We start from the raw sequence: 21,255 nt of genomic DNA, 5'->3' as shown, positions 1-21,255 counted from the left end.
CGCTTAGACTAAATTTTAAACATTTTTAATTCTATCTCGATCTGTTGTTAATTGCTGGTCAAACCTTTTAAGCAATTCACTCAAGTCATCGCATATGAAGAACAATTCATGGCAAATCTTGAGCAATAGATAGTTTCATCATAATACTTTGAAAAGGATGAGAATAATGCTCGATTTAAAACAAACACTTCAATCACTTCAGCCTATACGTGCTACACCTGCTGTTTCTATTTTTGTCCCTACTCATCGCACTTTTCCAGACAATCAACAAGATCATATTGCCCTCAAAAACCAGTTGAAACAACTCGAAGAACAATTATCGAAATCCTATGACAAAGTTTTTGTGGCACAACTTTTAAAGCAAATTCATCAAAAAACAGACGACTTAAATCCAAACTATCATCTGGATACATTAGCAATTTTTGCCACACCCGATCAGGTTGAAGTGATTCGTTTACCTTTTAAAACTCAGACCAGAATCATCATTGATAGCCAATTTGTACTGCGTGATTTTATCCGCGAACTGTCTTATGCATTGGATTATTATATTGTGGTGGTGACACGCGAAAAAGGTCGTTTGATTCAGGCTTCAAATAGCACCGTTATTCATGAATTTTCAGAATTGGATCAAGATCTCAATCCCCTTTTGCCACACGGCGCTTTTCCCGTCAAAAATGAAACGTTATATAGTCTGACCGCAACAGAACGTTCCGCTGCGGCACAAGAAGATCGTTATCTCAAAGAGTTTTTAAATCGAGTCGATAAAAATGTACAAGTGGTACATGCGCAAAAGCCGCTCCCAATTGTTCTTGTAGGTGATCGTCGTAATATCAGTTTTTATGAATCGATCTGTGATCAACCCAATCAAATTATTTTTTGCGTTGATAATGTCACTCAACTTGAAGACAGTGAACCAAGACATATTGTTGAAAGTATTCAAAATGCATTAAGTGACTATCAAATTAAAATTCATCAAAACAATGCCCATCAACTAGATCAGATTTATGGCAGTGATCGTGTAATTACAGATTTGCAGAATATTTATCAGGCAGCTTTACAGGGCAATGTGGATACTCTTTATGTACAGCAAGGGTATCGTGTGAATGGGTTTGTAAATATTGAACAACAACGTATTGAGTTTAGTGCTGCACCAGAAGAAGATACTTCTCCAGTTGATGTGATTAATCATGTGATCGATGCTGCACAAACACATGGCGGTCATATTGTATTTTTGCCAGAAGCCTATTTAAATGGAAAAACACCTATCACCTTACTGAGCCGTTATGCCTTGTAAAATTAAAATGATGTATTCAGATCATGAAAACTGAATACATCATTGTTTATACAAAATGGCAATGTTATTTAATAGGTTGAGCTTCTGGAAAATGCCATGTTCCATTTAAAATAGATGCTTGTGGCCGATATAGGCGAACCATATAGTTCCAGCCTTTTACAATAGGAATGCAATTGACGGTGGTTTTATTACATGCGCCAAACTGAATCGTAATCGAACCATCTTTGGCCTTTTGAGCAGTGACACTGTTAAGGTTATAGCTGTTCAATTCATTAGGTTGATAATATCCCTGTTCGTTATAAACACTCACCGACCAGAACTCATCTACGGGTACATCTTTCACCGAAAGTTTATAAACCGTTTTACCATCATTTTGTTTTGGGGTGATATTCAAATAAGTCGCTTCTGTTTCTGGATTGCCTCCCCATGCCGAGGCTGAACCGATTAAATGTAAAACAGGATCGACCTCATTTTTCTTACCAAACATCCCATTGGTATCCGATAATGTTTCGCTTAAGACAAGCAACGCATCTCGGACTTTCTTTTGGCTGACTAGGTCCCACTTTGGAATCTCAAATTTTCCAGGGCCATTGGCTTGTTCAATTTTGATTTGATCTTGCACGGCATGTGCAGCGTTCACATCTTTAGGATCATTTGGATTAACCAGAGTTCTAAATCCAAATAAAACATACCGTGTTCCAATATTTTCCTTATTAAACACATAAGTGCCTTTGTCATAAATCACAAAAGGCGTGTAATGATCTTCAGAAATGACTTGCAAGGATTGAAATCGCCCTTTTGTATCAGGCATTGTGATTTTTACAGGCCCCGCATCCAGATCATAAACACCTGAAGAATAGAGGGTATCGCGGTTTAAACGAATAATGGTCTGATTTTGTACCGAAGCCACATCTCTACGGTTATATAATTTACCTAAACCACCATCTTTCACCTGCGCACTAAGATATAAATCGCTCTCAGCTCGTACAAAGTTTTTAGGCGTAACCGTGACACTCTCATCTGCATAAACGCTGGTTGCTCCCAATGAAAGAGATGACAAAATGACAGCATTGATTAACTTTTTAGACATGATGAATTTCCCTCTTTTTAAGCTTTTTGATTATTGTCGTTAAAAATAATATATGCTTTTGGTCTAGCTGTTTATAGAAAACATCATTTATTTATATTCATTTAAATATCAAACTAGCAAAGAATAAGCAATCAACCACATCACTACACCGATAAGAATATCTAAAATTTTCCATGCTTTGGGTTTTTCAAAAATTGGCTCCAGCAATCTTGCTCCATAGCCTAAACTAAAAAAGAATACCACGGATGCAGTAACTGCCCCTGCAGCGAAAGCAGCTTTGTTGCTATATTGAGAAGAAATAGAGCCTAATAAAATTACCGTATCCAGATAAACATGCGGATTTAGCCAAGAAAAACTTAAACATAAAATTAGGGTTTGTGCCAATGAATTTACTTTCTGTTCAGATGCATGTAAACCATCTTTCGCGGTATAGGCACTATAAAAACTGCGTAACCCGTAAGCAAACAGGAAAATTGCACCGAACCATTTCATGGCATGAATCAACCATTGCTGTTGACTCAATAAACCAGCAAATCCAAAAATACCGAGTGAGATCAACAAGGCATCCGATGTTGCACAAATCAGACATACCCAAAAGATATGTTGCTTCAGTAACCCTTGCTTTAATACAAAAGCATTTTGTGCACCAATGGCTAAAATTAAAGAAAATCCGAGCAGCAATCCGGCCAGATAAGTTGATATCATTATCTTTATCAGCCTTTTTTCACCAGATAACGATATTCTTTTAAACCGTTCTCATCCTGAGTTTCTTCCTGAGCTAATAATTCATGCCCCAAATGCATACAAAACTTTGGAATATCCCACGAAGTAGAAGGATCAGTTGCAACTATTTCTACGATATCACCTGATTTTGATTTTCGAATAGCTTGATGCAACATCATGACAGGTTCGGGACAGCGCAAACCGCGAGTATTTAGTTGAATCGAAGGAGTTAAATCTAATGAGGACATGCCTATACTTGAGCTCAAAAAATAGGGCCATAGTCTAACATAAACTTAACCTCACAAGAGAAATGAGAAAATCACGACTCATCAATTTGAATCATTTACGCTTTCCAATCGTTTTAGTAATGCATAAGCCATTTTTCTTCGGTATGATTAAAAATCATTTATTAGCAAATCAAGAGTCTTTAGGAAAGATCATGCAAGAGGAATCAGGCCCATCGTGGGGTATGCGTGGCTTAAGAAAATGGTTAGGCACTGCACCAGAAACACGTGACGAACTGTTAAAACTCGTTCAGGATTCACAACGTTTTTTAGAGCCCGACACCGTGGCTATGCTAGAAGGTGTACTGGATCTTCCTGCAACTAAAATTCGTGAAGTTATGACGCCTCGTACTGCCATGATCAGTCTACAAGAAGACGACGAGTTACTGGATATTTTGCATGTACTGGTTGAGTCTGCACATTCGCGCTTCCCTGTCTTTTCATCTGATCAACCAGATAATGTGGTAGGAATTCTACTCGCTAAAGATTTGTTGCCTTTTCTCACCGAACAAGGGACTAAAGTCGATGTGCGCGCATTGATGAGACAGCCACTTTTTGTTCCAGAAAGCGCTCGCTCTGATCAAGTATTTCGTATGCTAAAACATACACAAACGCATATTGCTATTGTGATTGACGAATACGGTACGACTTCAGGTCTGGTTACTCTTGAGGATATTCTCGAAGAAATTGTTGGTGAAATTGAAGATGAACACGACAATGCCGATGAAGAAGCACAATATATTGTGCCCGATCACACACATAACAAAGCAAATAGCTGGTTGGTACAAGCACTTACACCAATTGAACACTTTAATACGATTTTAGATGCTGATTTTTCTGACGATGAAGTAGAAACTATGGGCGGTTTATTGCTTCAGGAAATTGGTTTAGTGAGTGATTTGCAAGGTCAGGTCGTAGAACTTGAAAATTGGGAATTTACCATTGTTGAAGCAGATGCACGTACTATTCATCTGATTCGAGCTGTTCGTAAATGAGAACATACTTTGATAAATTGTTAGGATCCTCCCAGCAACAAAAACAATTGCCTTTTATTATTCCCCTGCTCATTTCATTATGCGCAGGCGCTATTTTTAGTTTAGCACTCGCACCTTATTATTACTGGTGGTTGGCTATTTTATCGCCAGCGTTATTATATGCTTCACTCAAAAAGCGTTCTGCTAAACAGGCCTTTGGGATTGGTTGGGCATATGGCTTTGGTTTGTGGTTTGTCGGTGCATTTTGGCTTTACACCTCCATACATGTTTATGGTGATACCAATGCCGTTTTGAGCGTGCTTATGATCGCTTTTATGGCACTGGTCATGGGGCTCTTTACCGCAGTTCAGACTTGGCTGTATCGACGTTTTTTTCCAGAAACTCCTCTCACTTTTGCCCCACTTTGGGTATTCTTTGAATGGGCAAAAACATGGGTTTTTACAGGCTTTCCGTGGCTTTTCGCAGGTTATGCATTCACTGAACGGTTGCTGGATGGCTATGCCCCGCTGTTTGGGATCTTTGGAGTTTCTTTTGTCGTTATTGTCTTGGCCTGTGCATTGGTTGAAATTCTCCAACGCCGTATTTACTGGGTTTTTCCATCGGCCTTATTAGTGTTGGGTGCATGGGGAGCGTCAAAACTTGAATTTGTACATGCAAAAGACAGCAAACCATTATCCGTATCCCTCATTCAAGGCAACATTCCACAAGATTTAAAATGGCTAACCGAATATCAGGTAAAGACCTTGATGATCTATGCCAATTTAACGCGTACAGAATGGGGACGGGATTTAATCGTGTGGCCCGAATCCTCCATTCCTATGTTCCAAACTGATATTGAACCTTTTTTAAATGCTATGCAGCAGCAAGCTCAAAAAACAGGTTCAGCCTGGGTTACAGGCATTCCATATTGGGACATGCAAGCCTCTCAACAGGTTGGGATACCTCAGTATTACAATAGTATTATGGCATCGGGAAGTGATTCTTCAGGACTGTATAAAAAACAGCGTTTGGTGCCGTTTGGTGAATATATTCCGCTTTCGGGTTTATTAAGTTGGGTATTGCCTGCCTTACAAAATGACCCTTCGATGAGCGGTTTCAGTCAAGGGTCGAACAATCAAAAACCTTTAATGATTAAAGGCCACCCACTCGCAGCTGCCATTTGCTATGAAATTGCTTATCCAAACCTAACCCGACGTAATGCCGAGAATAGTGACTTTTTAGTGACTGTTTCAAATGATGCATGGTTTACTGGAACCGCAGGTCCCATGCAGCATTTACAAATGGTGCAGATGCGTGCCAAAGAAAATGGGCGATGGTTTATTCGTGCGACCAATACAGGGGTGACTGCTTTTATTGATCAACATGGGCACATCGTTAAACAAGCCCCCATTGATAAAGAAGCAGTTCTGCGTGGGGATTTGCCTGCTATGCAAGGCGAAACATTGTATACCCGTTTAAGTGACTGGCCAATTCTCATCTTTTCTCTGTTACTTTTGATGATGGGTTGGTTTTATCGCCCCAAGCAAGTCAATGTGAGCTTTAAGTCAAGACGTTAAGTGGTATTGTTCACTTTAGTTAAACCGAGATTTCTCAACAATCTCGGTTTTTTTATAAATATTTTAAAGCCATCCAATTCCTAACAATGCATCCAAACCCGATACTCAAGACACGATTTTGAACATGACAACATTATGAAAACCTGTAGGCACCCCTTCAAATTAACTCCCTCATGTATATTTTCCATCTTATTTGCTTCTAAAACTATGATGCAGTTACAAGCAGATGTTAGAAACGGGATAATAAAAAAACGAGGCTAAAGCCCCGTTTTAATCACATTATCTATTTATAATGTGGCAGTAAGATATGAAACCATGGCAGCCAGACTCAACATCGGAACATAACGATAAACTGACACCATCATTTGTTCGACATTTGAAATCTTTTCGTCGATTACGACTTTCAATACAGTCGCTTTCAAGGCCGAATAAAAACTTAAAATGAGGAGAGCGCTAAATAAACTGAGTGCAACAAATCCAACCATAATTTGACTACTGGCATCTGACATCTGCCAAACCGCCAAAATACCCTGACTAATAGGCAATAAACTCAAAATCAAGAGAACAGATTTGAGCATTGCCCCATGAAATTGATTAATTTCATCCGAAAAAAATAATGCTTTCATGCTATCCTCCGACAGTAAAATGACTGACTTAAAAGCTATTATGCAAGGTTTTAATTAAATAAAAAGTCTATTTTTATCCATAATTTATATATCTTGTAATCGGTAAATATGGAAATCGTTCTTATTATAAATCTCATATCTTTATATTTTTAATATATACATTAAAATCAATGCAATAAATTAAATTTTCAAATTGAGATGTATTATCATTCTACGGTTTTTATTTTTAATCCGATAATATAAACAGATAATTTCCATATCATCACTTCATTATTTTACATAGATAACGCTCTTATTTAAAAACGTTATCTATTTCTGAAATTAATTTTAAGAGCAGATTTTAAGGTTTGTAATAAATATCTGCATCGTTCCCTTCGCCACCAGATTTTCCATCTGCACCAAAGGAATATAAGTCATAAGCATGACCTTCTGTACCAGGAATAACATACTGAATGTCATTTTCCCAGCTATCTTTAGGATAACCACCTTTGACATAACCGCCTGGCAACCAATTCTTCGCCGTCGCAGGCTGATTCACCAAGGCATCTAAACCACCTTCCTGCATAGAAGGATAATGACCATTGTCCAGTTTATATTGATCCAAAGCTCCTGCTACGCCTTTCAGAGTAATTTGCGTGGTATCCACTTTGGCTTTTTCACCACGTCCCATTACATTCGGCACGATTAAGGCCGCTAAAACACCTAAAATTACAATCACAACCATTACTTCAATGAGTGTAAAGCCAGATTGTTTGTTCATCATTTTGCTCTGAATTTTTTGCTTATTCATGTCCATCTCTAACATACAACTCATTAAATCATATTATTCATATTTACAATTGGCAGCATTACCGCAATCACAATCACCAATACAATAGCCGCCATAAACACCAACATTAACGGCTCAAGCAAAGCCAGCAAGGTGGAAATAAATGTTGTGACTTCACGATCCTGCATATCGGATGCTCGCTTCAACATTCGATCCAGCTCGCCAGAGGCTTCACCACTGCGTATCATTTGTACCATCATTGGCGGGAAATAACCACAACGCTCAAGCTGGGTTGCCAAATTTCCCCCTTCCGTCACTTTCTCAGCAGCTACATTAATTGCATCACGTATTACCCAGTTACTGCTCACCGCAGCGCCAATTTTAAGTGCATCGACTAAAGGCACACCAGACTGAGTCAAAATCGATAAGGTGCTAGCGAAACGTGCTGAGTTTATACCACGCGATAATTTACCAAATAATGGCAACCTGAGTGTTAAACGATCAAATGCATAATGCCCTGCTGTAGTTTTTAAAAACCGGATGAAAGCAATAATGCTGATAATACTGATCACCAATAAAAATGGCCATGCATGACGAATCAGATCACTGGCTTTCATCAATGCCACTGTAATCCAAGGTAATGCCTGTTTACTTTGATCAAAGGTTTTAACAATATCTGGTACGACATACGTCATCAGCCCCATCACAATCGCAAAAGACATAAGCAATAAAATAATCGGATAGATCATCGCGCCCTGAATTTTCTTTTGCATAGCAAAGCGGTTTTCGGTGTAGTCGGAAAGTTGGTCCAGAATTAGATCCAAATGACCTGAACGCTCCCCCGCCGCAATGGTTGCAATATATAAGTCCGGGAAACGACCTGATTGCTGCATGCCCTGAGCTAGCGAATGCCCTTCAAGTACTTTAGAACGCACCGAAAGTAATAGATTTTGTACATGTGGTTTTTCATTTTGTTTGGCAACTGCTCGTAATGCTTCTTCAAGCGGAATCGCTGCTGCAACCAATACAGAAAGTTGTCGCGTCATAAGCGCCAGATCATAAGCACTAAACTTTTTTTGAAACCATGAACGTTGTTGATGTTTATCTTTTTGCTCCACAGGCTCGACTGCAATCGGAGTCCAGGTTTTATCCCTTAATTGCTGGCGAATTTGTCGTGCAGAGTCCCCTTCCAGCACCCCTTTTTGCTGTTTTCCCGAAGCGTCAATAGCAGTAAATTGATAGGCAGGCATGATCTTTTCTAATTTTTTCCAAAAAATAATCGACTAGCTGTTGCATCTTTCCTACAGAATCCTTCATATTTCGGAGCATTACAGCTTTGCACACTTTAGCACAGCCCCTATCATCCGAAAAAGAATCATCTTAAAAAATAGTGACGAAACAGATTTATGCCAAATATGCCGCCACCTCAAGCAGAGATTTACCGTGTTCGGGTCGCTGTACCCGTTCATCTGTATGAGAGCTTTGACTACAGTCTAAGTCCAGCTCAATATCAACACGCTCAAATTGGTGCACGTGTGGCTATTTCTTTTGGTCGGCAAAAATTGATCGGCATCATTATTGAGAAAATCAGTCCAGATACTCCGCTTGACCCTCGTTTTCAGCTCAAAGCCATTTCTGAACTTCTTGATGATGACGCGATTCTAGACGAGAAAGTTTTAACTTTATTGACATGGTCGGCTCAGTATTATCAATTTCCAATCGGTGAAGTCATACCAGCCGCATTGCCAGCATTGTTACGACAAGGCAAAGCTTTGGATATATTGGCGCATATCTGGAAAATCAAACCCTGTGATGATGCAGAAGCCAAGCTTAAACGTTCACAAAAACAGTTTGAAGCGTACCAAATTTTAAAACTTCATCCCGCTGGAACAACTGAAAATATTTTAAATTTAAGTGGTGTGGAAACAGCAACATTAAAATCTTTGGCAAAGAAAGATTTAGTGGAATGCCATTTAGAACCACAAGATTTTAAGCCCACTCCCGTGCAATTGGCACAAATGCCTCTTAAGCCCAATGATGATCAGAAAAAAGCCATCGAGCAAGTTGTTCATTCGCTTAATCATTATCAAGCTTACTTACTGGACGGTTTAACAGGTAGCGGTAAAACTGAAGTTTATTTACAAATTATGCATGAGGTACTGAAACGAGGACAACAAGTACTGGTTTTAGTACCCGAAATTGGACTGACTCCACAAACCATTGCGCGTTTTAAATCGCGTTTTCATGGGGATGTAGTGATGATGCATTCTGGCTTAAACGAATCAAAACGCCTGCAAGCATGGCAACAAGCAAAAATGGGCAAAGCTTCGATTATTTTAGGGACTCGTTCTGCAATTTATACTCCCTTACACAATCTTGGTCTGATTATTCTCGATGAAGAGCACGATATTTCCTATAAGCAACAAGAAGGCTTTCGTTATCATGCACGGGACGTTGCTTTGTATCGGGGACATCTGGAAAACTGCCCTGTTATTCTAGGATCAGCCACACCAAGTATTGACAGTTATCATCTGGTCGAACAAGAAAAATTAAAACTGCTACAACTCAATCAACGTGCAGGCATAGCACTTATGCCCAAAATGCATGTCATTGATTTAAAAGTTGCAAAGAAAAAGCATGGTTTAAGTCAGCCGCTACTTGAACAAATACAAAGAACGCTCGATAAAAAAGAACAGGTGTTAATTTTTTTGAATCGACGTGGATATGCGCCGGTCTTGGTGTGTGAGAGTTGTGGCTGGCAAGCCAATTGCCCACATTGTGATGCACACTTCACGTTGCACACCCAACCTTATTCTTATCTGCATTGTCACCACTGCGGGACGATTCAGCGCTTGCCTGATCAATGCCCCGAATGCCAGCATCAGACTCTAAAAACCCTCGGCATGGGAACAGGCAAGGTTGAAGAACATCTGAATGAACTCTTTCCAGATTATGATGTTATTCGAGTGGATCGTGACAGTACCAGTCGAGTGGGAAGCTGGCAGAAAATTTATGACCGGATTCAGCAGAATAAACCAGTCATCTTACTAGGAACTCAAATGTTGGCTAAAGGCCATCATTTTCCCTATGTCACGCTCGTTGCAATATTAGATATTGATGCAGGCTTACTGTCTGTTGATATTCGTGCGCCAGAACGTACCGCACAATTGATCGTACAAGTCTCGGGTCGTGCGGGCCGTGGTGAACATAAAGGTGAAGTTTACTTACAAACATTAAGACCTGACCACCCAATGCTAACGACATTAATCGAGAAAGACTATCGTGCTGTGGCCAAACATATGCTGCAAGAGCGTAAAACAGCACTTTTTCCACCCTATCGTTACGCTGTGCTAATTCGTTCAGAGTCCAGAAATCGTGACTATAGTCAGCAGTTTTTAGCTGAAATTGCGGTACAATTACAAACGCTTGCACAACAAAGCATTGATATCTGGGGGCCTATTCCCGCACCAATGGAACGCAAAGCTGGACGTTATCGCGCACATATGGTGATATTGTCGCAAGATCGCGCACGGATGCATTTCTTTTTACGACAATGGTGGGCGCATGTGGTACATCTGCCGAAGCAACATCAATTACGTTTATCGATCGATGTTGATCCGCAAGAGTTTAACTAAAACGCTCAACACCATACATCTATAATCTTTAAAATGATGTTTATACTGGTTGAAGAAAAGAAACCAGACTCTAAACGATCAGGGTAATTCATGTCGTTATTACTACAAATCACGATTTTTTTAGGCGCAGCTTTACTCTTGGTACCATTAGGTAAACGCTTTGGGATCGCCACAGTTCTAGGTTATCTCTTTACTGGTATTTTACTTGGGCCAAGTGTTTTAAATATCGCCAGCGATGCCAATGCGATTATGCATCTGGCTGATTTTGGTGTGATTTTGCTGATGTTTATTATTGGCCTAGAACTGCGTCCACAACGCTTATGGGAAATGCGGCATTCCATTTTCGTTATGGGGAGCATGCAAGTTGTGATTACAGGCGTGGTCTTAATGGCAATTCTTCTGTTGCTGTTCAAACAAAGTCCTGTTAGCAGTTTTGTCATTGGTTTTGCTCTGGCTCTTTCATCCACCGCCTTTATCTTGCAATTGCTTAGTGAAAAGCAACAACTCAATACGACTTATGGGCAATCTTCTTTTTCCATTCTATTGTTTCAGGACATTGCGGCAATTCCGCTTTTGGCCCTAATTCCACTCCTCGCTGGCACACAGACCACGCATCATGGAATAGCTTATTTTGCGGCTATTATTGCAATGTTTACGGGTTTATTCCTCTTTAGTCGTTATATTTTGCGTTATTTTTTCCGCTTCGTTGCCCGTAGCGGTGCAAATGAACTGATTACCGCAGTGGGCTTATTTATTGTAATGGCTGTGGTTCTACTGATGGATTTATTAGGAATCAGCACCACACTGGGCGCATTTTTAACAGGTGTACTACTGGCAGATTCTGAGTTTCGTCATGAGCTTGAAGCCAGCATAGCGCCCTTCAAGGGATTACTGCTTGGTCTATTTTTTATGACTGTTGGGATGACCACCCAGATTTCACTTTTTGTCGATATGCCGTGGCTGATTATTGGGGGTGCGATCAGTTTAATGCTCATAAAGCTGATCGTTTTAACGGTAATTGCACGATTTAATCAGTATAGTTGGAAAAATAGCCTGCTGATGGGAACCTGTTTAGCACAAGGTGGTGAATTTGCCTTTGTTGTACTTAGTGCAGCCAAAAGTGAAAAAGTGCTGACTCAAGCGCTGGTGGAACCCGTCACCCTGATCGTCACATTATCCATGATGCTAACTCCAGTTTTATATTGGTTAATTACTTCTAAAATTATTCCTGTTATTTTTAAGGATAAAATACCCGAGTACGATGATATCCCTGCCCATGATCACCCTATTATTATTGCGGGGTTTGGTCGTTTTGGACAAATTATTGCGCGTATCGCACGGTTGCATCATTTTAGTTTTACCGCCATTGATAACAATATGCAGCGCATTGATTTCGTACGTCGCTACGGTGGAACTCTGTATTATGGTGATGTGACTCAACCCGATATTCTACGCGCGGCAGGGATTGAAAAAGCCAGAATCTTTGTTTTATCGATTGACGATGTTGAAGACAATATGAATGTGGCACGACACATTCGCCTGAATTATCCTGAACTTAGACTATTTGTACGAGCAAGAGATCGACATCATGTTCATTTACTGCGCGATTTAGGCATCGAATATATCTGGCGTGAAACCTATTTATCCTCACTCGGCATGGCTTATCGAGTCTTGTGTGATTTAGGTATTCCAGCTCAACAAGCCTATGAAAATATCGAAACTTTTCGGGATTATGATGAAAAATTGCTGGCAAGGCAGCAAAGCATCTATACCGATGAACAAAAAATCGTTGAAACTCACCGTGATATGCTTGCCGAACTGGAACATTTATTTGAAAGTGATGCTCGTGATCAACCCGTCAGTACAGGTGTAAATCTAAAACGCAGTTTAGAAAACGCTACACAAAATCATCGTATTGATGTGACACGGGATGATCCACAATGACTTGTGTTTTACAATACAGACACCATTAAGACAGGGTTATGGAGAAAAATATGTCTGATCTACGCCAACGTTTTTATATTGAGGACTGCCCTGTTCGTGGAGAAGTCGTTCATCTTGAGGAAGCCTTGCAAACTATTCTGGCGCAACGCAACTATATGCCCGCCGTCAAAGCGTTACTCGGAGAAATGTTAAGTGCCACTGCATTACTTGCCAGTACCTTAAAAATTAAAGGGCGAATTAGCTTACAGATACAGGCTTCAGGTACCTTTAAATGGGCAATGGCAGAATGTAATCACTTGGGTGAAGTACGTGCACTAGCAGATTATGAAGAAGATCCTCATTTTCAGGAAGGTAGTGATAGCAGTGTAGTACTGCGTCATCTGCACAACCCTGTGTTATTTATTAATATTGAACCCGAATTTGGTGAACGTTATCAGGGCATTGTCCCACTAGATCAGCCGACACTGGCAGGTTGCTTAATGCAGTATTATGATTTATCTGCACAGATTCCGACTCACATTGTACTGGCAACCACGGCAAAACGCTCTGGTGGTTTACTCATTCAATTATTGCCACGAAATAATGAAGAAGAACAAAAACTAGTGGATGAAGATATCTGGCCTCGTTTGACTATGCTGACTGAAACATTGAAGGCAGAGGAATTGACTGAACTTTCTGCCAATGAAATTTTGTATCGTCTTTACAATGAAGAACAAGTGCGATTGCCTGAAGTTGAGCACCTCAAATTTGGCTGCACCTGCTCGAAAGAACGCTGTGCCGAAGCTTTAATCCAGATTGGTGTCGAATCGGTACGTGAAACGCTTGCAGAGCAAAACCCTATTTGTATGGATTGTCAGTTCTGTAATACTCAATATAGCTTTACCGCGGAAGAAGCATTAGGTTTATTTGGTGAACATTTAAGCTAAACCTTCAACAGCATTTATTTTAAATATGCCCTGTAGTTATACGGGGCTTTTTATTCTCTAAATTTTATAAACTTTGATGATTACACAAAGTCTTTATTTTATGTGAAAAATTGATTTTTATTCTGACATTTTTAAAAAAATATGTGATGCATTTAAACTATAAATATTTGTTTCTATTTGTATTTATATAAAACACCCCTTTAAAATAGAGTTTTTATTCTAAAACAAATTTAATTCATACATCGGGGGATGTACAAAAAATGAAACTTAAGGGAATTTTACTGCTCACAATGACAATACTGACAGCCTATACGCATGCTGAGCAGCCTGATCCAATTGTAGGAAAATGGAAAACGATTGATGATCGGAGTGGTTACTCACGTGCCGATGTAGAAGTGAAGAAAAATCCAAATGGTACCTATACTGGAATTATTATTGAAACGCGTGCAATTCCAGGACGGCCTAAAATGGAAATATGTGAACAATGCCCTGGCGCGTTAAAAGGAAAACCGTTTATTGGTTTACCTTTTGTTTATGACTTCAAACAAAATCCCAATAACCCTTATGAATATATTCAAGGCCATGTACTTGATCCAATTAGCGGCAAAGTCTACCAAGCCAAAGCCAAAATTAACGCATCAGGCAAACATTTGACCTTACGAGGCTATGTTGGAATTTCAGTGGTAGGACGTAGTGTGACATGGATTAAATATCAATAATAAAATTGAAAAAATGATACTAAAAAAATAATTTCAGTAGCTCATCCATAGTGGATAAAGTTTTAAATGAATCACCTAAAAACTTTATCCATTTAAAAATTTGTTTTCCAAATATCAACATTTTAGTATATTTACCGTCTTGTAATTGCTCAGTTCATCACCATAATTAAAAGAAATAAAACCCAATTTTAAAAGAGCTTTTATGGCAAAAAATTACTATGAAGAACTTGGGGTTTCACGTAATGCAACTCCAGATGAAATTAAGAAAAGCTATCGAAAACTTGCACGAAAATATCATCCTGATGTCAGTAAAGAATCTGATTCAGAAGCAAAAATGCAAGCGATCAATGTCGCCTATGACACCTTAAGCAATCCAGAAAAAAAAGCGGAATATGATCAAATGCTAGATCATCCTCAAGGCTTTGCAGGGTTTGGACAAAATGGTCAGGGTGCGGCGAGTGGTTTTGATGGTGCGCAATTTTACCGTCAGGGTAATGCTTCTGACTTTCAGGGCTTTGAAGATCTATTCGGTCGTTTTGGCTCAGGTTTTGGTGGGGGCGATTACCAATATCAACGCCAAAAACGGAGTCATCGTGGTGAAGATCAACATGCTAGCATCGAAGTAGATGTGGAGATTGCATATCATGGAACAACTCAAAATATCACGCTTCAAATTCCAACTGTCAATGCTTATGGCGAGCCTGAGGTTCAACGTAAAACTTTACAGGTAAAAATCCCAAAAGGCATGAAAGAAGGCCAGCAAATTCGCCTAAGTGGACAAGGCCAAAGTGGAATCAATGGGGGTGAAAATGGTGATCTCTATATTGAAATTCAATATAAAGATACCGATCGCGTGCGTGTAGAAGGCGCGGACGTTTATGCAACGGTGGATGTTACACCTTGGGAAGCTGCACTGGGACAAAAAATTGAAGTCAACACCCCGGCAGGTAAACTCGGTGTTAATTTACCTAAAAATGCAAAAACAGGTCAACAACTTCGCCTGAAAGATAAAGGAATTCCGAATAAAGTACCCGGCAATCTTTATTTGGTGCTGAATATAGTACTGCCTCAGGCCACGACCGAAGAACAACAGCAAGCCTATGAAAATTTTGCTGTAGCCTTTTCATCCTTTACACCCCGTTCATAAGGAGCTGAATGATGCCCACAATTCATTATCGTGAAATCGTATATAGCGGATTGAATGAAGCAGAAATCATTGATGAACAATGTACATTTGATTTGACTCATTTTGCTCAAATCAGTGGTCAAAGTCCCGAATGGATTTTACAACTGATCGACTATGACATTCTATCAGCCTCGGGTCAGCCACAGCAGTATCGTTTTTCTAGCACCGATGTTATCCGCGCTCGACGAGCCTATCGGTTACAACGAGATTTCGATGCCAGTCTTTCAGCAGTTGCAGTCATGTTGGATTTGATTGATGAAGTTCATCATCTACGCCGAAAAATTCGCCCCAATCAATCCTAATCACTCCATTCCTCGCGATCATCTCACTGATCGCGAACTGACTTTTCTTCGATTTAGTGTTGGGTCATCCATTGATAAGACAATAAGCCTAAAATGGTACAAATCAAGGAACCCAGTAAATGAATACAAATCATGAAAATCGCAACTGAAATTTTTTGCTGCTGTAATAAACCTACCACTTCTGCCGAAAAGGTCGAAAAGGTCGTGAGCGCACCACAAAAGCCAGTAATAATAAATAATTTATAATTGGGGCTCAAACTACTGTTGGCAAAAAACGCGATGGCGAAACCAATGATAAAACCACCAATTAAATTGGCCAATAAAGTCCCTAGTGGTATATTTTCAAACGTTGCATTAAATTTTAAGCCGAGAAACCAGCGGGACCAAGCCCCTAATATAGAACCTAGGGCAATAGAAAGAAGTGAATAATACATAATAACCACATGCTCCAAAATCATTTTTATCAAACAGAGCACGTACGCCTACGCTCCCTGTCGAATGAAAGGGTCGTAGGCATCATTAGCCCGTATAAGGGCGGTTTGTAGCAGGAGGAATGCCATCTCCTGTAACTCAAGTCTAACTCAGCAAAATTTAAATGTGAAGTTCACTTACCTTAGGTTCTATTTGAACTTGGTCATTTTTTCAACCTCTTTTAGCGTCTGCTTCAAGGGTTCATACTCTAAAAACCAGAATAAATTAACATTATGCTGGCGTTTTTGCTGTGCCAAGAGTTCAATCACGCTCTTTTCACCACGACCCACTAAATGTTGTCGATAAAAATAATAAAGCAACAATACCGTACACAAAAGCATAACCCCGAGCATCATCCAAAAGCCAAGGGGAGATTTTAGACCGGGAATAAATTCAAAGTTCATCCCATACACACCCGTTAACAACGTTAATGGTGCAAAAACCGCAGTAATAATGGCTAAAATACGCATATTTTCATTGGTCTGATTAGCAATCGCGTTAAAATGCAAATCTATCGCCGACTGAATCGCCATGCGTAATCGTGACGTATGTTTCTGGGTACGTTCCAAGTGGCTAACCAAATCATTCATGCGCACTAATAACAGATCAGGTGACTCTGTGGCATGCTCCCCCATTAAATGATGATAATTCTCAACCAATTCATCTCGTAATTCTTGCAAAGTTTCAATCTGTTCTTCACATAGATTTTCAACTTGCTGAAATGCCATATTTTCCTGAAATAGCTGGGGCCATTGATTAAAACGTTTTCTTCCCTGTAATAATTCTCGTTGCCAGTGTTCAACACGGCGGGTTAATGGAGTTCGTAACTCCAGATAGCCATCAATGATGGTGTTGAGTAACCTCAAGCTTAAATCAATGGGGCTTTGGGGAAGTTTTCTGGGTTTATTTTGTTCTTGTATATTACGCTGTAAAATACTCTGAAAGCGTTGTACATAATTATCTACAGCTTTGTTGCCCTGCTCTCTGACACTGACGAGAATATGTTGACTTACGATAAAGCTAATGGGAGTCGTCGCCAATCCAAAAATACTCTCATGTTGCTCGCCTAAACCATTATTGTTTTCAATATGATCATCTGGTGTAATAATTTTTCTAAAGATGAGAACATCATAATCTTCCATCGTGTCAAAATCACAGGGATGGTCAATATTTAAAATATCACGAATATGAAACTCATTAATCGTGAGTTCTGTCATTGCTCTAATTTTTTGTTGCCATTCTTCAGCATGGTTGACGACATCTTCACGCAAGCAATCCACCCATTGAAAAATCAATGGATGATCAGCTTGATGTTCATGACTTAAAAATACATATTGTTCTGTAGAGTGCCGATAAAAATAATAAATCTGCATAACAATGTCTCTTAATCTCTATTGTTATTTTTAGCATATTTGATTGGATAAAATCTTAACTAAACCACAATTTCCTATAGAGTATTTAAGTATTTTTATCCCACTTATCTCTATACATAATCGCCCTTAAAAGGCACTCATCTTAATGGATGGTATGGAAATATTACATAACTTACAAAATATTTACGAAAGAAAACTGCCATATTTTAGCATAAAGTCCTACTATTTTTAAGGATTAAATCTGTATCACTCGCCTATCTTTTTTGAAATCATTTTTAGTCAATTTTAAGCATACTCAAATTAGAGAAATGCATTTAAACATGAAATAAAAAGGTGAATTTATGTTCCCAGAATACCGCGCTCTAATCAGTCAGCTCAAACAAGATGATGCTCATTTTTCCAAAGTTTTTGAAGAACACAATGTGCTAGATCATAAGATTATTCGTTTAGAACAGAATCCAGTTACCAATGGTCTAGAGGAAATTGAGGACTTAAAACGCCAGAAACTAAAACTCAAAGATGAACTGTATAAAATGCTGAAACAGGCCGAACAATAATTTTCTGATTGAAATAAAAAATCCGCCGAGGCGGATTTTTTATGAAATATTAATTAGGCTTTATTATGCCTGTTCAATATCTTTCATTGTTAGTTTAATACGGCCACGGTTGTCCACATCAGCAACTTGAACCTTGACTTCTTGACCTTCTTTAAGCACGTCAGTTACGTTGGCAACACGTTCATTTGAAATTTGAGAGATGTGAAGTAAACCATCTGTACCCGGCATAATGTTCACAAATGCACCAAATTCAACGATACGGATTACTTTACCGTCATAGATTTTACCCGGTTCAACTTCAGCAGTAAGAGCTTGAATCTTAGCAATTGCAGCACGTGCCGCTGCTTTCGATTCACCAAATACGCGCACAGTACCGTTGTCTTCAATATCAATTGCAGCTTTGGTTTCTTCAGTGATTTGACGAATAGTCGCACCACCTTTCCCAATGACATCACGGATCTTATCAGGATTAATGGTAATGACTTCAAATGTTGGTGCAAACATTGAAATTTCTGGACGCGCACGAGAAATCACTTTGTTCATTTCATTCAGGATGTGCATACGACCTGCATAAGCCTGATTCAATGCAACTTCCATAATCTCTTCGGTAATCCCTTCGATTTTAATGTCCATTTGCAATGCAGTAATACCATTGGCAGAACCTGCAACTTTAAAGTCCATATCACCCAAATGATCTTCATCACCCAAGATGTCTGACAGAACTGCAAAACGCTCACCTTCTTTAACCAGACCCATTGCAATACCAGCAACTGGTGCTTTTAAAGGCACACCGGCATCCATAAGTGACAATGAAGCACCACATACTGACGCCATTGAAGATGAACCATTTGATTCAGTAATGTCAGATACGATACGAATCACATATGGGAAGCGATCTGCTGCTGGCAATACAGCCTGTACACCACGGCGAGCCAAACGACCATGACCAATTTCACGACGTTTAGGACCAGATTCACGGCCTGTTTCACCTACAGAATACGCTGGGAAGTTATAATGCAACATAAAGTTGTCAGTTTTCGTTCCTGCAAGCGTATCAACCATAAGCGCATCACGAGTGTTACCTAACGTGGTGGTTACCAATGCCTGAGTTTCACCACGTGTGAACAGTGCTGAACCATGCGCACGTTCCAATACGCCAACTTGCACATCGATACCACGAACTGTTTTAGTATCACGTCCATCAATACGCGGCTTACCTGACAGGATATTGTCACGTACAGTACGGTATTTCAGGTCTTCAAATAATTCGTTTACTTCGTCTGCAATACCTGTTTCGTCATTTTCAGGAACAAATTGGGCAACCGCTTCCGCATACAATGCATCAAGTGCAGCATAACGATCTTGTTTCACCGCAATGGTATATGCTTCTGAAATTTTAGCCTCGAAAGCTGCTTTTAATTGCTCAAGCAATGTTTCGTTTTTGCTTGGAGCAACCCAAGTCGATTCAACAGCACCGGCTGCTGCTGCAAACTCTTTGATCGCCTGAATTGCAATTTGCATTTCATCATGACCGAAAAGTACAGCACCTAACATTTGATCTTCTGAAAGCTCTTTAGCTTCAGATTCAACCATCAGTACTGCTGATTCTGTACCAGCAACAACAAGATCAAGATCTGATTGTGCAAGTTGTTCAAAATTCGGGTTAAGAACGTATTCACCATTGATTAAGCCTACACGTGCACCACCAATTGGCCCTCTAAATGGCGTACCTGCGATTGACAATGCAGCTGAAGTACCCAGCATTGCAGCAATGTCTGCATCCATGGTCTTATCAGAAGAAACAACCGTGGCTGTTACCTGAATTTCATTGAAATAGCCTTCTGGGAACAATGGGCGAATTGGACGGTCAATCAAGCGTGAAATCAACGTTTCAGCTTCAGATGCACGTCCTTCACGCTTACCATATCCTCCTGGGATACGACCAGCAGCATATTGTTTTTCTTGATAATTAACAGTAAGTGGGAAGAAGTCCTGACCTGCTTTTGCTTTTGGCTGTGCAACCACGGCAACAAGGACAGTCACACCGCCCATTGTCACTAATACTGTATTTGCCTGACGCGCCACACGGCCAGTTTCTAAAACAACTTGATGTTGACCAAACTGAAATTCTTTACGAACGATATTAAACATTGACATGTATTATATTTTCCTGGTTCTTTTTGAACAGTTATTCTAGTGGAGACCCCTAAGGTTTGGCATTCAAACCATTGCTATCAAATGAGTACAAGCAATGATCAATGACAAAGCTTAGAAGCCGACCTCACTAGAGAATAAACACAAAGAAGGAGCGAATAATCGCCCCTTCTAAAATCATTTAGTGACACACACCAAACGATACTTTCCTTTCAGCACTGAGACGACACAATGTCATACGAATACCGAAAATCAAGCCTGAATCGAATTAACGACGTAAACCTAATTCGCTAATTAGACTTACATAACGACCATGGTCTTTACCATTTAAGTAGTCAAGTAATTTACGACGTTGGTTAACCATACGGATAAGACCGCGACGGCTATGATGGTCGTGTTTATGCTCTTTAAAGTGACCTTGCAAATCATTGATTTGTGCAGTCAATAAAGCAACTTGTACTTCTGGTGAACCAGTGTCGTTTTCAGCACGAGCAAATTTAGCGATGATTTCTGCGCGATCTGTAGTAGTTAAAGCCATTCGATTTCTCCGAGATGCTTACGTAAAATAAATTGATACTGATCAATAAATTCAAGATCAAATCTTAAATCTATTGACTGCCGTGCATCACTACAGCAGTGCGTATTTTAAAG

20 protein-coding genes and 1 riboswitch are annotated in these 21,255 nt (G+C 39.6%); of the genes, 10 read left to right on the top strand and 10 right to left on the bottom strand.

Annotated elements, in window-relative coordinates; translation table 11 throughout:
• Window positions 1-166 precede the first annotated feature (166 nt).
• Window positions 167-1,294 (top strand): hypothetical protein, encoded by a 1,128-nt coding sequence (locus tag IAE19_RS01785; protein ID WP_200459221.1) that lies wholly within the window; start codon window positions 167-169, stop codon window positions 1,292-1,294.
• A gap of 64 nt (window positions 1,295-1,358) precedes the next feature.
• Here IAE19_RS01785 and IAE19_RS01780 read toward each other — a convergent pair whose 3' ends face one another.
• The 3 genes from IAE19_RS01780 to tusA form a co-directional block, all read right to left on the bottom strand.
• Window positions 1,359-2,384 carry a DUF1214 domain-containing protein gene (locus IAE19_RS01780; protein ID WP_200459220.1) on the bottom strand — a complete coding sequence of 342 codons (1,026 nt, stop codon included), beginning with the start codon at window positions 2,382-2,384 and terminating at the stop codon, window positions 1,359-1,361.
• 108 nt (window positions 2,385-2,492) lie between these two features.
• Window positions 2,493-3,089 carry a LysE/ArgO family amino acid transporter gene (locus IAE19_RS01775; protein ID WP_200459219.1) on the bottom strand — a complete coding sequence of 199 codons (597 nt, stop codon included), beginning with the start codon at window positions 3,087-3,089 and terminating at the stop codon, window positions 2,493-2,495.
• A gap of 8 nt (window positions 3,090-3,097) precedes the next feature.
• On the bottom strand, window positions 3,098-3,355 hold the full coding sequence (gene tusA / locus IAE19_RS01770) for a sulfurtransferase TusA (protein WP_200459218.1): 258 nt from the start codon (window positions 3,353-3,355) through the stop codon (window positions 3,098-3,100).
• Between the two features lie 191 nt (window positions 3,356-3,546).
• Between tusA and IAE19_RS01765 the strand changes: the two genes are divergently transcribed.
• Together IAE19_RS01765 and lnt are read left to right on the top strand one after the other, a co-directional pair.
• Window positions 3,547-4,386: an HlyC/CorC family transporter gene (locus IAE19_RS01765; RefSeq protein ID WP_200459217.1), complete on the top strand. Its 840-nt coding sequence runs from the start codon at window positions 3,547-3,549 to the stop codon at window positions 4,384-4,386.
• A complete protein-coding gene (gene lnt, locus IAE19_RS01760; RefSeq protein ID WP_200459216.1) occupies window positions 4,383-5,942 on the top strand; it encodes an apolipoprotein N-acyltransferase in 1,560 nt (519 codons plus the stop codon). Before IAE19_RS01765 ends, lnt begins: the two co-directional genes overlap by 4 nt.
• A gap of 287 nt (window positions 5,943-6,229) precedes the next feature.
• Here the strand turns inward: lnt and IAE19_RS01755 are convergent, their stop codons facing one another.
• The 3 genes from IAE19_RS01755 to gspF form a co-directional block, all read right to left on the bottom strand.
• A complete protein-coding gene (locus tag IAE19_RS01755; protein ID WP_200459215.1) occupies window positions 6,230-6,568 on the bottom strand; it encodes a hypothetical protein in 339 nt (112 codons plus the stop codon).
• A 340-nt stretch (window positions 6,569-6,908) separates the two neighbouring features.
• Complete coding sequence (gspG, locus tag IAE19_RS01750; protein WP_200459214.1) at window positions 6,909-7,358, bottom strand: type II secretion system major pseudopilin GspG; 450 nt, start codon at window positions 7,356-7,358, stop codon at window positions 6,909-6,911.
• A 23-nt stretch (window positions 7,359-7,381) separates the two neighbouring features.
• Entirely contained in the window at window positions 7,382-8,587 is a 1,206-nt protein-coding gene (gspF, locus tag IAE19_RS01745; protein ID WP_200459213.1) for a type II secretion system inner membrane protein GspF, read from the bottom strand.
• Window positions 8,588-8,743: 156 nt separating this feature from the next.
• Here gspF and IAE19_RS01740 point away from each other — a divergent pair, with 156 nt between their 5' ends.
• The 6 genes from IAE19_RS01740 (at window position 8,744) to IAE19_RS01715 (ending at window position 16,049) form a co-directional block, all read left to right on the top strand.
• Window positions 8,744-10,972, top strand: a complete 2,229-nt coding sequence (locus tag IAE19_RS01740) for a primosomal protein N' (protein WP_200459212.1) — start codon at window positions 8,744-8,746, stop codon at window positions 10,970-10,972.
• 90 nt (window positions 10,973-11,062) lie between these two features.
• Window positions 11,063-12,916 carry a monovalent cation:proton antiporter-2 (CPA2) family protein gene (locus IAE19_RS01735; protein ID WP_200459211.1) on the top strand — a complete coding sequence of 618 codons (1,854 nt, stop codon included), beginning with the start codon at window positions 11,063-11,065 and terminating at the stop codon, window positions 12,914-12,916.
• 50 nt (window positions 12,917-12,966) lie between these two features.
• Entirely contained in the window at window positions 12,967-13,842 is an 876-nt protein-coding gene (locus IAE19_RS01730; RefSeq protein ID WP_200459210.1) for an Hsp33 family molecular chaperone HslO, read from the top strand.
• Window positions 13,843-14,132: 290 nt separating this feature from the next.
• Entirely contained in the window at window positions 14,133-14,561 is a 429-nt protein-coding gene (locus tag IAE19_RS01725; protein ID WP_227612171.1) for a DUF2147 domain-containing protein, read from the top strand.
• Between the two features lie 202 nt (window positions 14,562-14,763).
• Window positions 14,764-15,708, top strand: a complete 945-nt coding sequence (locus IAE19_RS01720) for a DnaJ C-terminal domain-containing protein (protein ID WP_200459208.1) — start codon at window positions 14,764-14,766, stop codon at window positions 15,706-15,708.
• Between the two features lie 11 nt (window positions 15,709-15,719).
• Window positions 15,720-16,049 carry a chaperone modulator CbpM gene (locus tag IAE19_RS01715; RefSeq protein WP_200459371.1) on the top strand — a complete coding sequence of 110 codons (330 nt, stop codon included), beginning with the start codon at window positions 15,720-15,722 and terminating at the stop codon, window positions 16,047-16,049.
• Between the two features lie 53 nt (window positions 16,050-16,102).
• On the opposite strand, the gene crcB is transcribed toward IAE19_RS01715, so the two are convergent.
• Both crcB and IAE19_RS01705 read right to left on the bottom strand, forming a co-directional pair.
• Window positions 16,103-16,483, bottom strand: coding sequence for a fluoride efflux transporter CrcB (gene crcB, locus IAE19_RS01710; RefSeq protein WP_200459207.1), 381 nt, complete (start codon window positions 16,481-16,483; stop codon window positions 16,103-16,105).
• Between the two features lie 69 nt (window positions 16,484-16,552).
• Window positions 16,553-16,622, bottom strand: a riboswitch (Fluoride riboswitch).
• 47 nt (window positions 16,623-16,669) lie between these two features.
• The gene (locus IAE19_RS01705; RefSeq protein WP_200459206.1) at window positions 16,670-17,893 is read right to left on the bottom strand and encodes a magnesium transporter CorA family protein; all 1,224 of its coding nucleotides are present in this window, start codon (window positions 17,891-17,893) and stop codon (window positions 16,670-16,672) included.
• Between the two features lie 341 nt (window positions 17,894-18,234).
• Here IAE19_RS01705 and IAE19_RS01700 point away from each other — a divergent pair, with 341 nt between their 5' ends.
• On the top strand, window positions 18,235-18,450 hold the full coding sequence (locus IAE19_RS01700; protein ID WP_200459205.1) for a YdcH family protein: 216 nt from the start codon (window positions 18,235-18,237) through the stop codon (window positions 18,448-18,450).
• A 63-nt stretch (window positions 18,451-18,513) separates the two neighbouring features.
• Here the strand turns inward: IAE19_RS01700 and pnp are convergent, their stop codons facing one another.
• Together pnp and rpsO are read right to left on the bottom strand one after the other, a co-directional pair.
• Window positions 18,514-20,601: a polyribonucleotide nucleotidyltransferase gene (pnp, locus tag IAE19_RS01695; protein ID WP_200459370.1), complete on the bottom strand. Its 2,088-nt coding sequence runs from the start codon at window positions 20,599-20,601 to the stop codon at window positions 18,514-18,516.
• Between the two features lie 271 nt (window positions 20,602-20,872).
• The gene (gene rpsO / locus IAE19_RS01690; RefSeq protein ID WP_200459204.1) at window positions 20,873-21,142 is read right to left on the bottom strand and encodes a 30S ribosomal protein S15; all 270 of its coding nucleotides are present in this window, start codon (window positions 21,140-21,142) and stop codon (window positions 20,873-20,875) included.
• Between the last annotated feature and the right edge of the window lie 113 nt (window positions 21,143-21,255).

The sequence above is a fragment of the Acinetobacter sp. S40 genome (assembly GCF_016624705.1).
In the GTDB taxonomy this organism is placed as follows: Bacteria; Pseudomonadota; Gammaproteobacteria; order Pseudomonadales; family Moraxellaceae; genus Acinetobacter.
The sequence above is the reverse complement of the archived record's forward strand: the minus strand, read 5'-3'. Positions and strand labels throughout refer to the sequence as shown.

Coding starts and splice junctions, on each gene's coding strand:
- IAE19_RS01785 (WP_200459221.1), top strand. CDS start 167: ATGCTCGATTTAAAACAAACACTTCAATCACTTCAGCCTATACGTGCT.
- IAE19_RS01780 (WP_200459220.1), bottom strand. CDS start 2,384: ATGTCTAAAAAGTTAATCAATGCTGTCATTTTGTCATCTCTTTCATTG.
- IAE19_RS01775 (WP_200459219.1), bottom strand. CDS start 3,089: ATGATATCAACTTATCTGGCCGGATTGCTGCTCGGATTTTCTTTAATT.
- tusA (WP_200459218.1), bottom strand. CDS start 3,355: ATGTCCTCATTAGATTTAACTCCTTCGATTCAACTAAATACTCGCGGT.
- IAE19_RS01765 (WP_200459217.1), top strand. CDS start 3,547: ATGCAAGAGGAATCAGGCCCATCGTGGGGTATGCGTGGCTTAAGAAAA.
- lnt (WP_200459216.1), top strand. CDS start 4,383: ATGAGAACATACTTTGATAAATTGTTAGGATCCTCCCAGCAACAAAAA.
- IAE19_RS01755 (WP_200459215.1), bottom strand. CDS start 6,568: ATGAAAGCATTATTTTTTTCGGATGAAATTAATCAATTTCATGGGGCA.
- gspG (WP_200459214.1), bottom strand. CDS start 7,358: ATGAATAAGCAAAAAATTCAGAGCAAAATGATGAACAAACAATCTGGC.
- gspF (WP_200459213.1), bottom strand. CDS start 8,587: ATGCCTGCCTATCAATTTACTGCTATTGACGCTTCGGGAAAACAGCAA.
- IAE19_RS01740 (WP_200459212.1), top strand. CDS start 8,744: ATGCCAAATATGCCGCCACCTCAAGCAGAGATTTACCGTGTTCGGGTC.
- IAE19_RS01735 (WP_200459211.1), top strand. CDS start 11,063: ATGTCGTTATTACTACAAATCACGATTTTTTTAGGCGCAGCTTTACTC.
- IAE19_RS01730 (WP_200459210.1), top strand. CDS start 12,967: ATGTCTGATCTACGCCAACGTTTTTATATTGAGGACTGCCCTGTTCGT.
- IAE19_RS01725 (WP_227612171.1), top strand. CDS start 14,133: ATGACAATACTGACAGCCTATACGCATGCTGAGCAGCCTGATCCAATT.
- IAE19_RS01720 (WP_200459208.1), top strand. CDS start 14,764: ATGGCAAAAAATTACTATGAAGAACTTGGGGTTTCACGTAATGCAACT.
- IAE19_RS01715 (WP_200459371.1), top strand. CDS start 15,720: ATGCCCACAATTCATTATCGTGAAATCGTATATAGCGGATTGAATGAA.
- crcB (WP_200459207.1), bottom strand. CDS start 16,483: ATGTATTATTCACTTCTTTCTATTGCCCTAGGTTCTATATTAGGGGCT.
- IAE19_RS01705 (WP_200459206.1), bottom strand. CDS start 17,893: ATGCAGATTTATTATTTTTATCGGCACTCTACAGAACAATATGTATTT.
- IAE19_RS01700 (WP_200459205.1), top strand. CDS start 18,235: ATGTTCCCAGAATACCGCGCTCTAATCAGTCAGCTCAAACAAGATGAT.
- pnp (WP_200459370.1), bottom strand. CDS start 20,601: ATGTTTAATATCGTTCGTAAAGAATTTCAGTTTGGTCAACATCAAGTT.
- rpsO (WP_200459204.1), bottom strand. CDS start 21,142: ATGGCTTTAACTACTACAGATCGCGCAGAAATCATCGCTAAATTTGCT.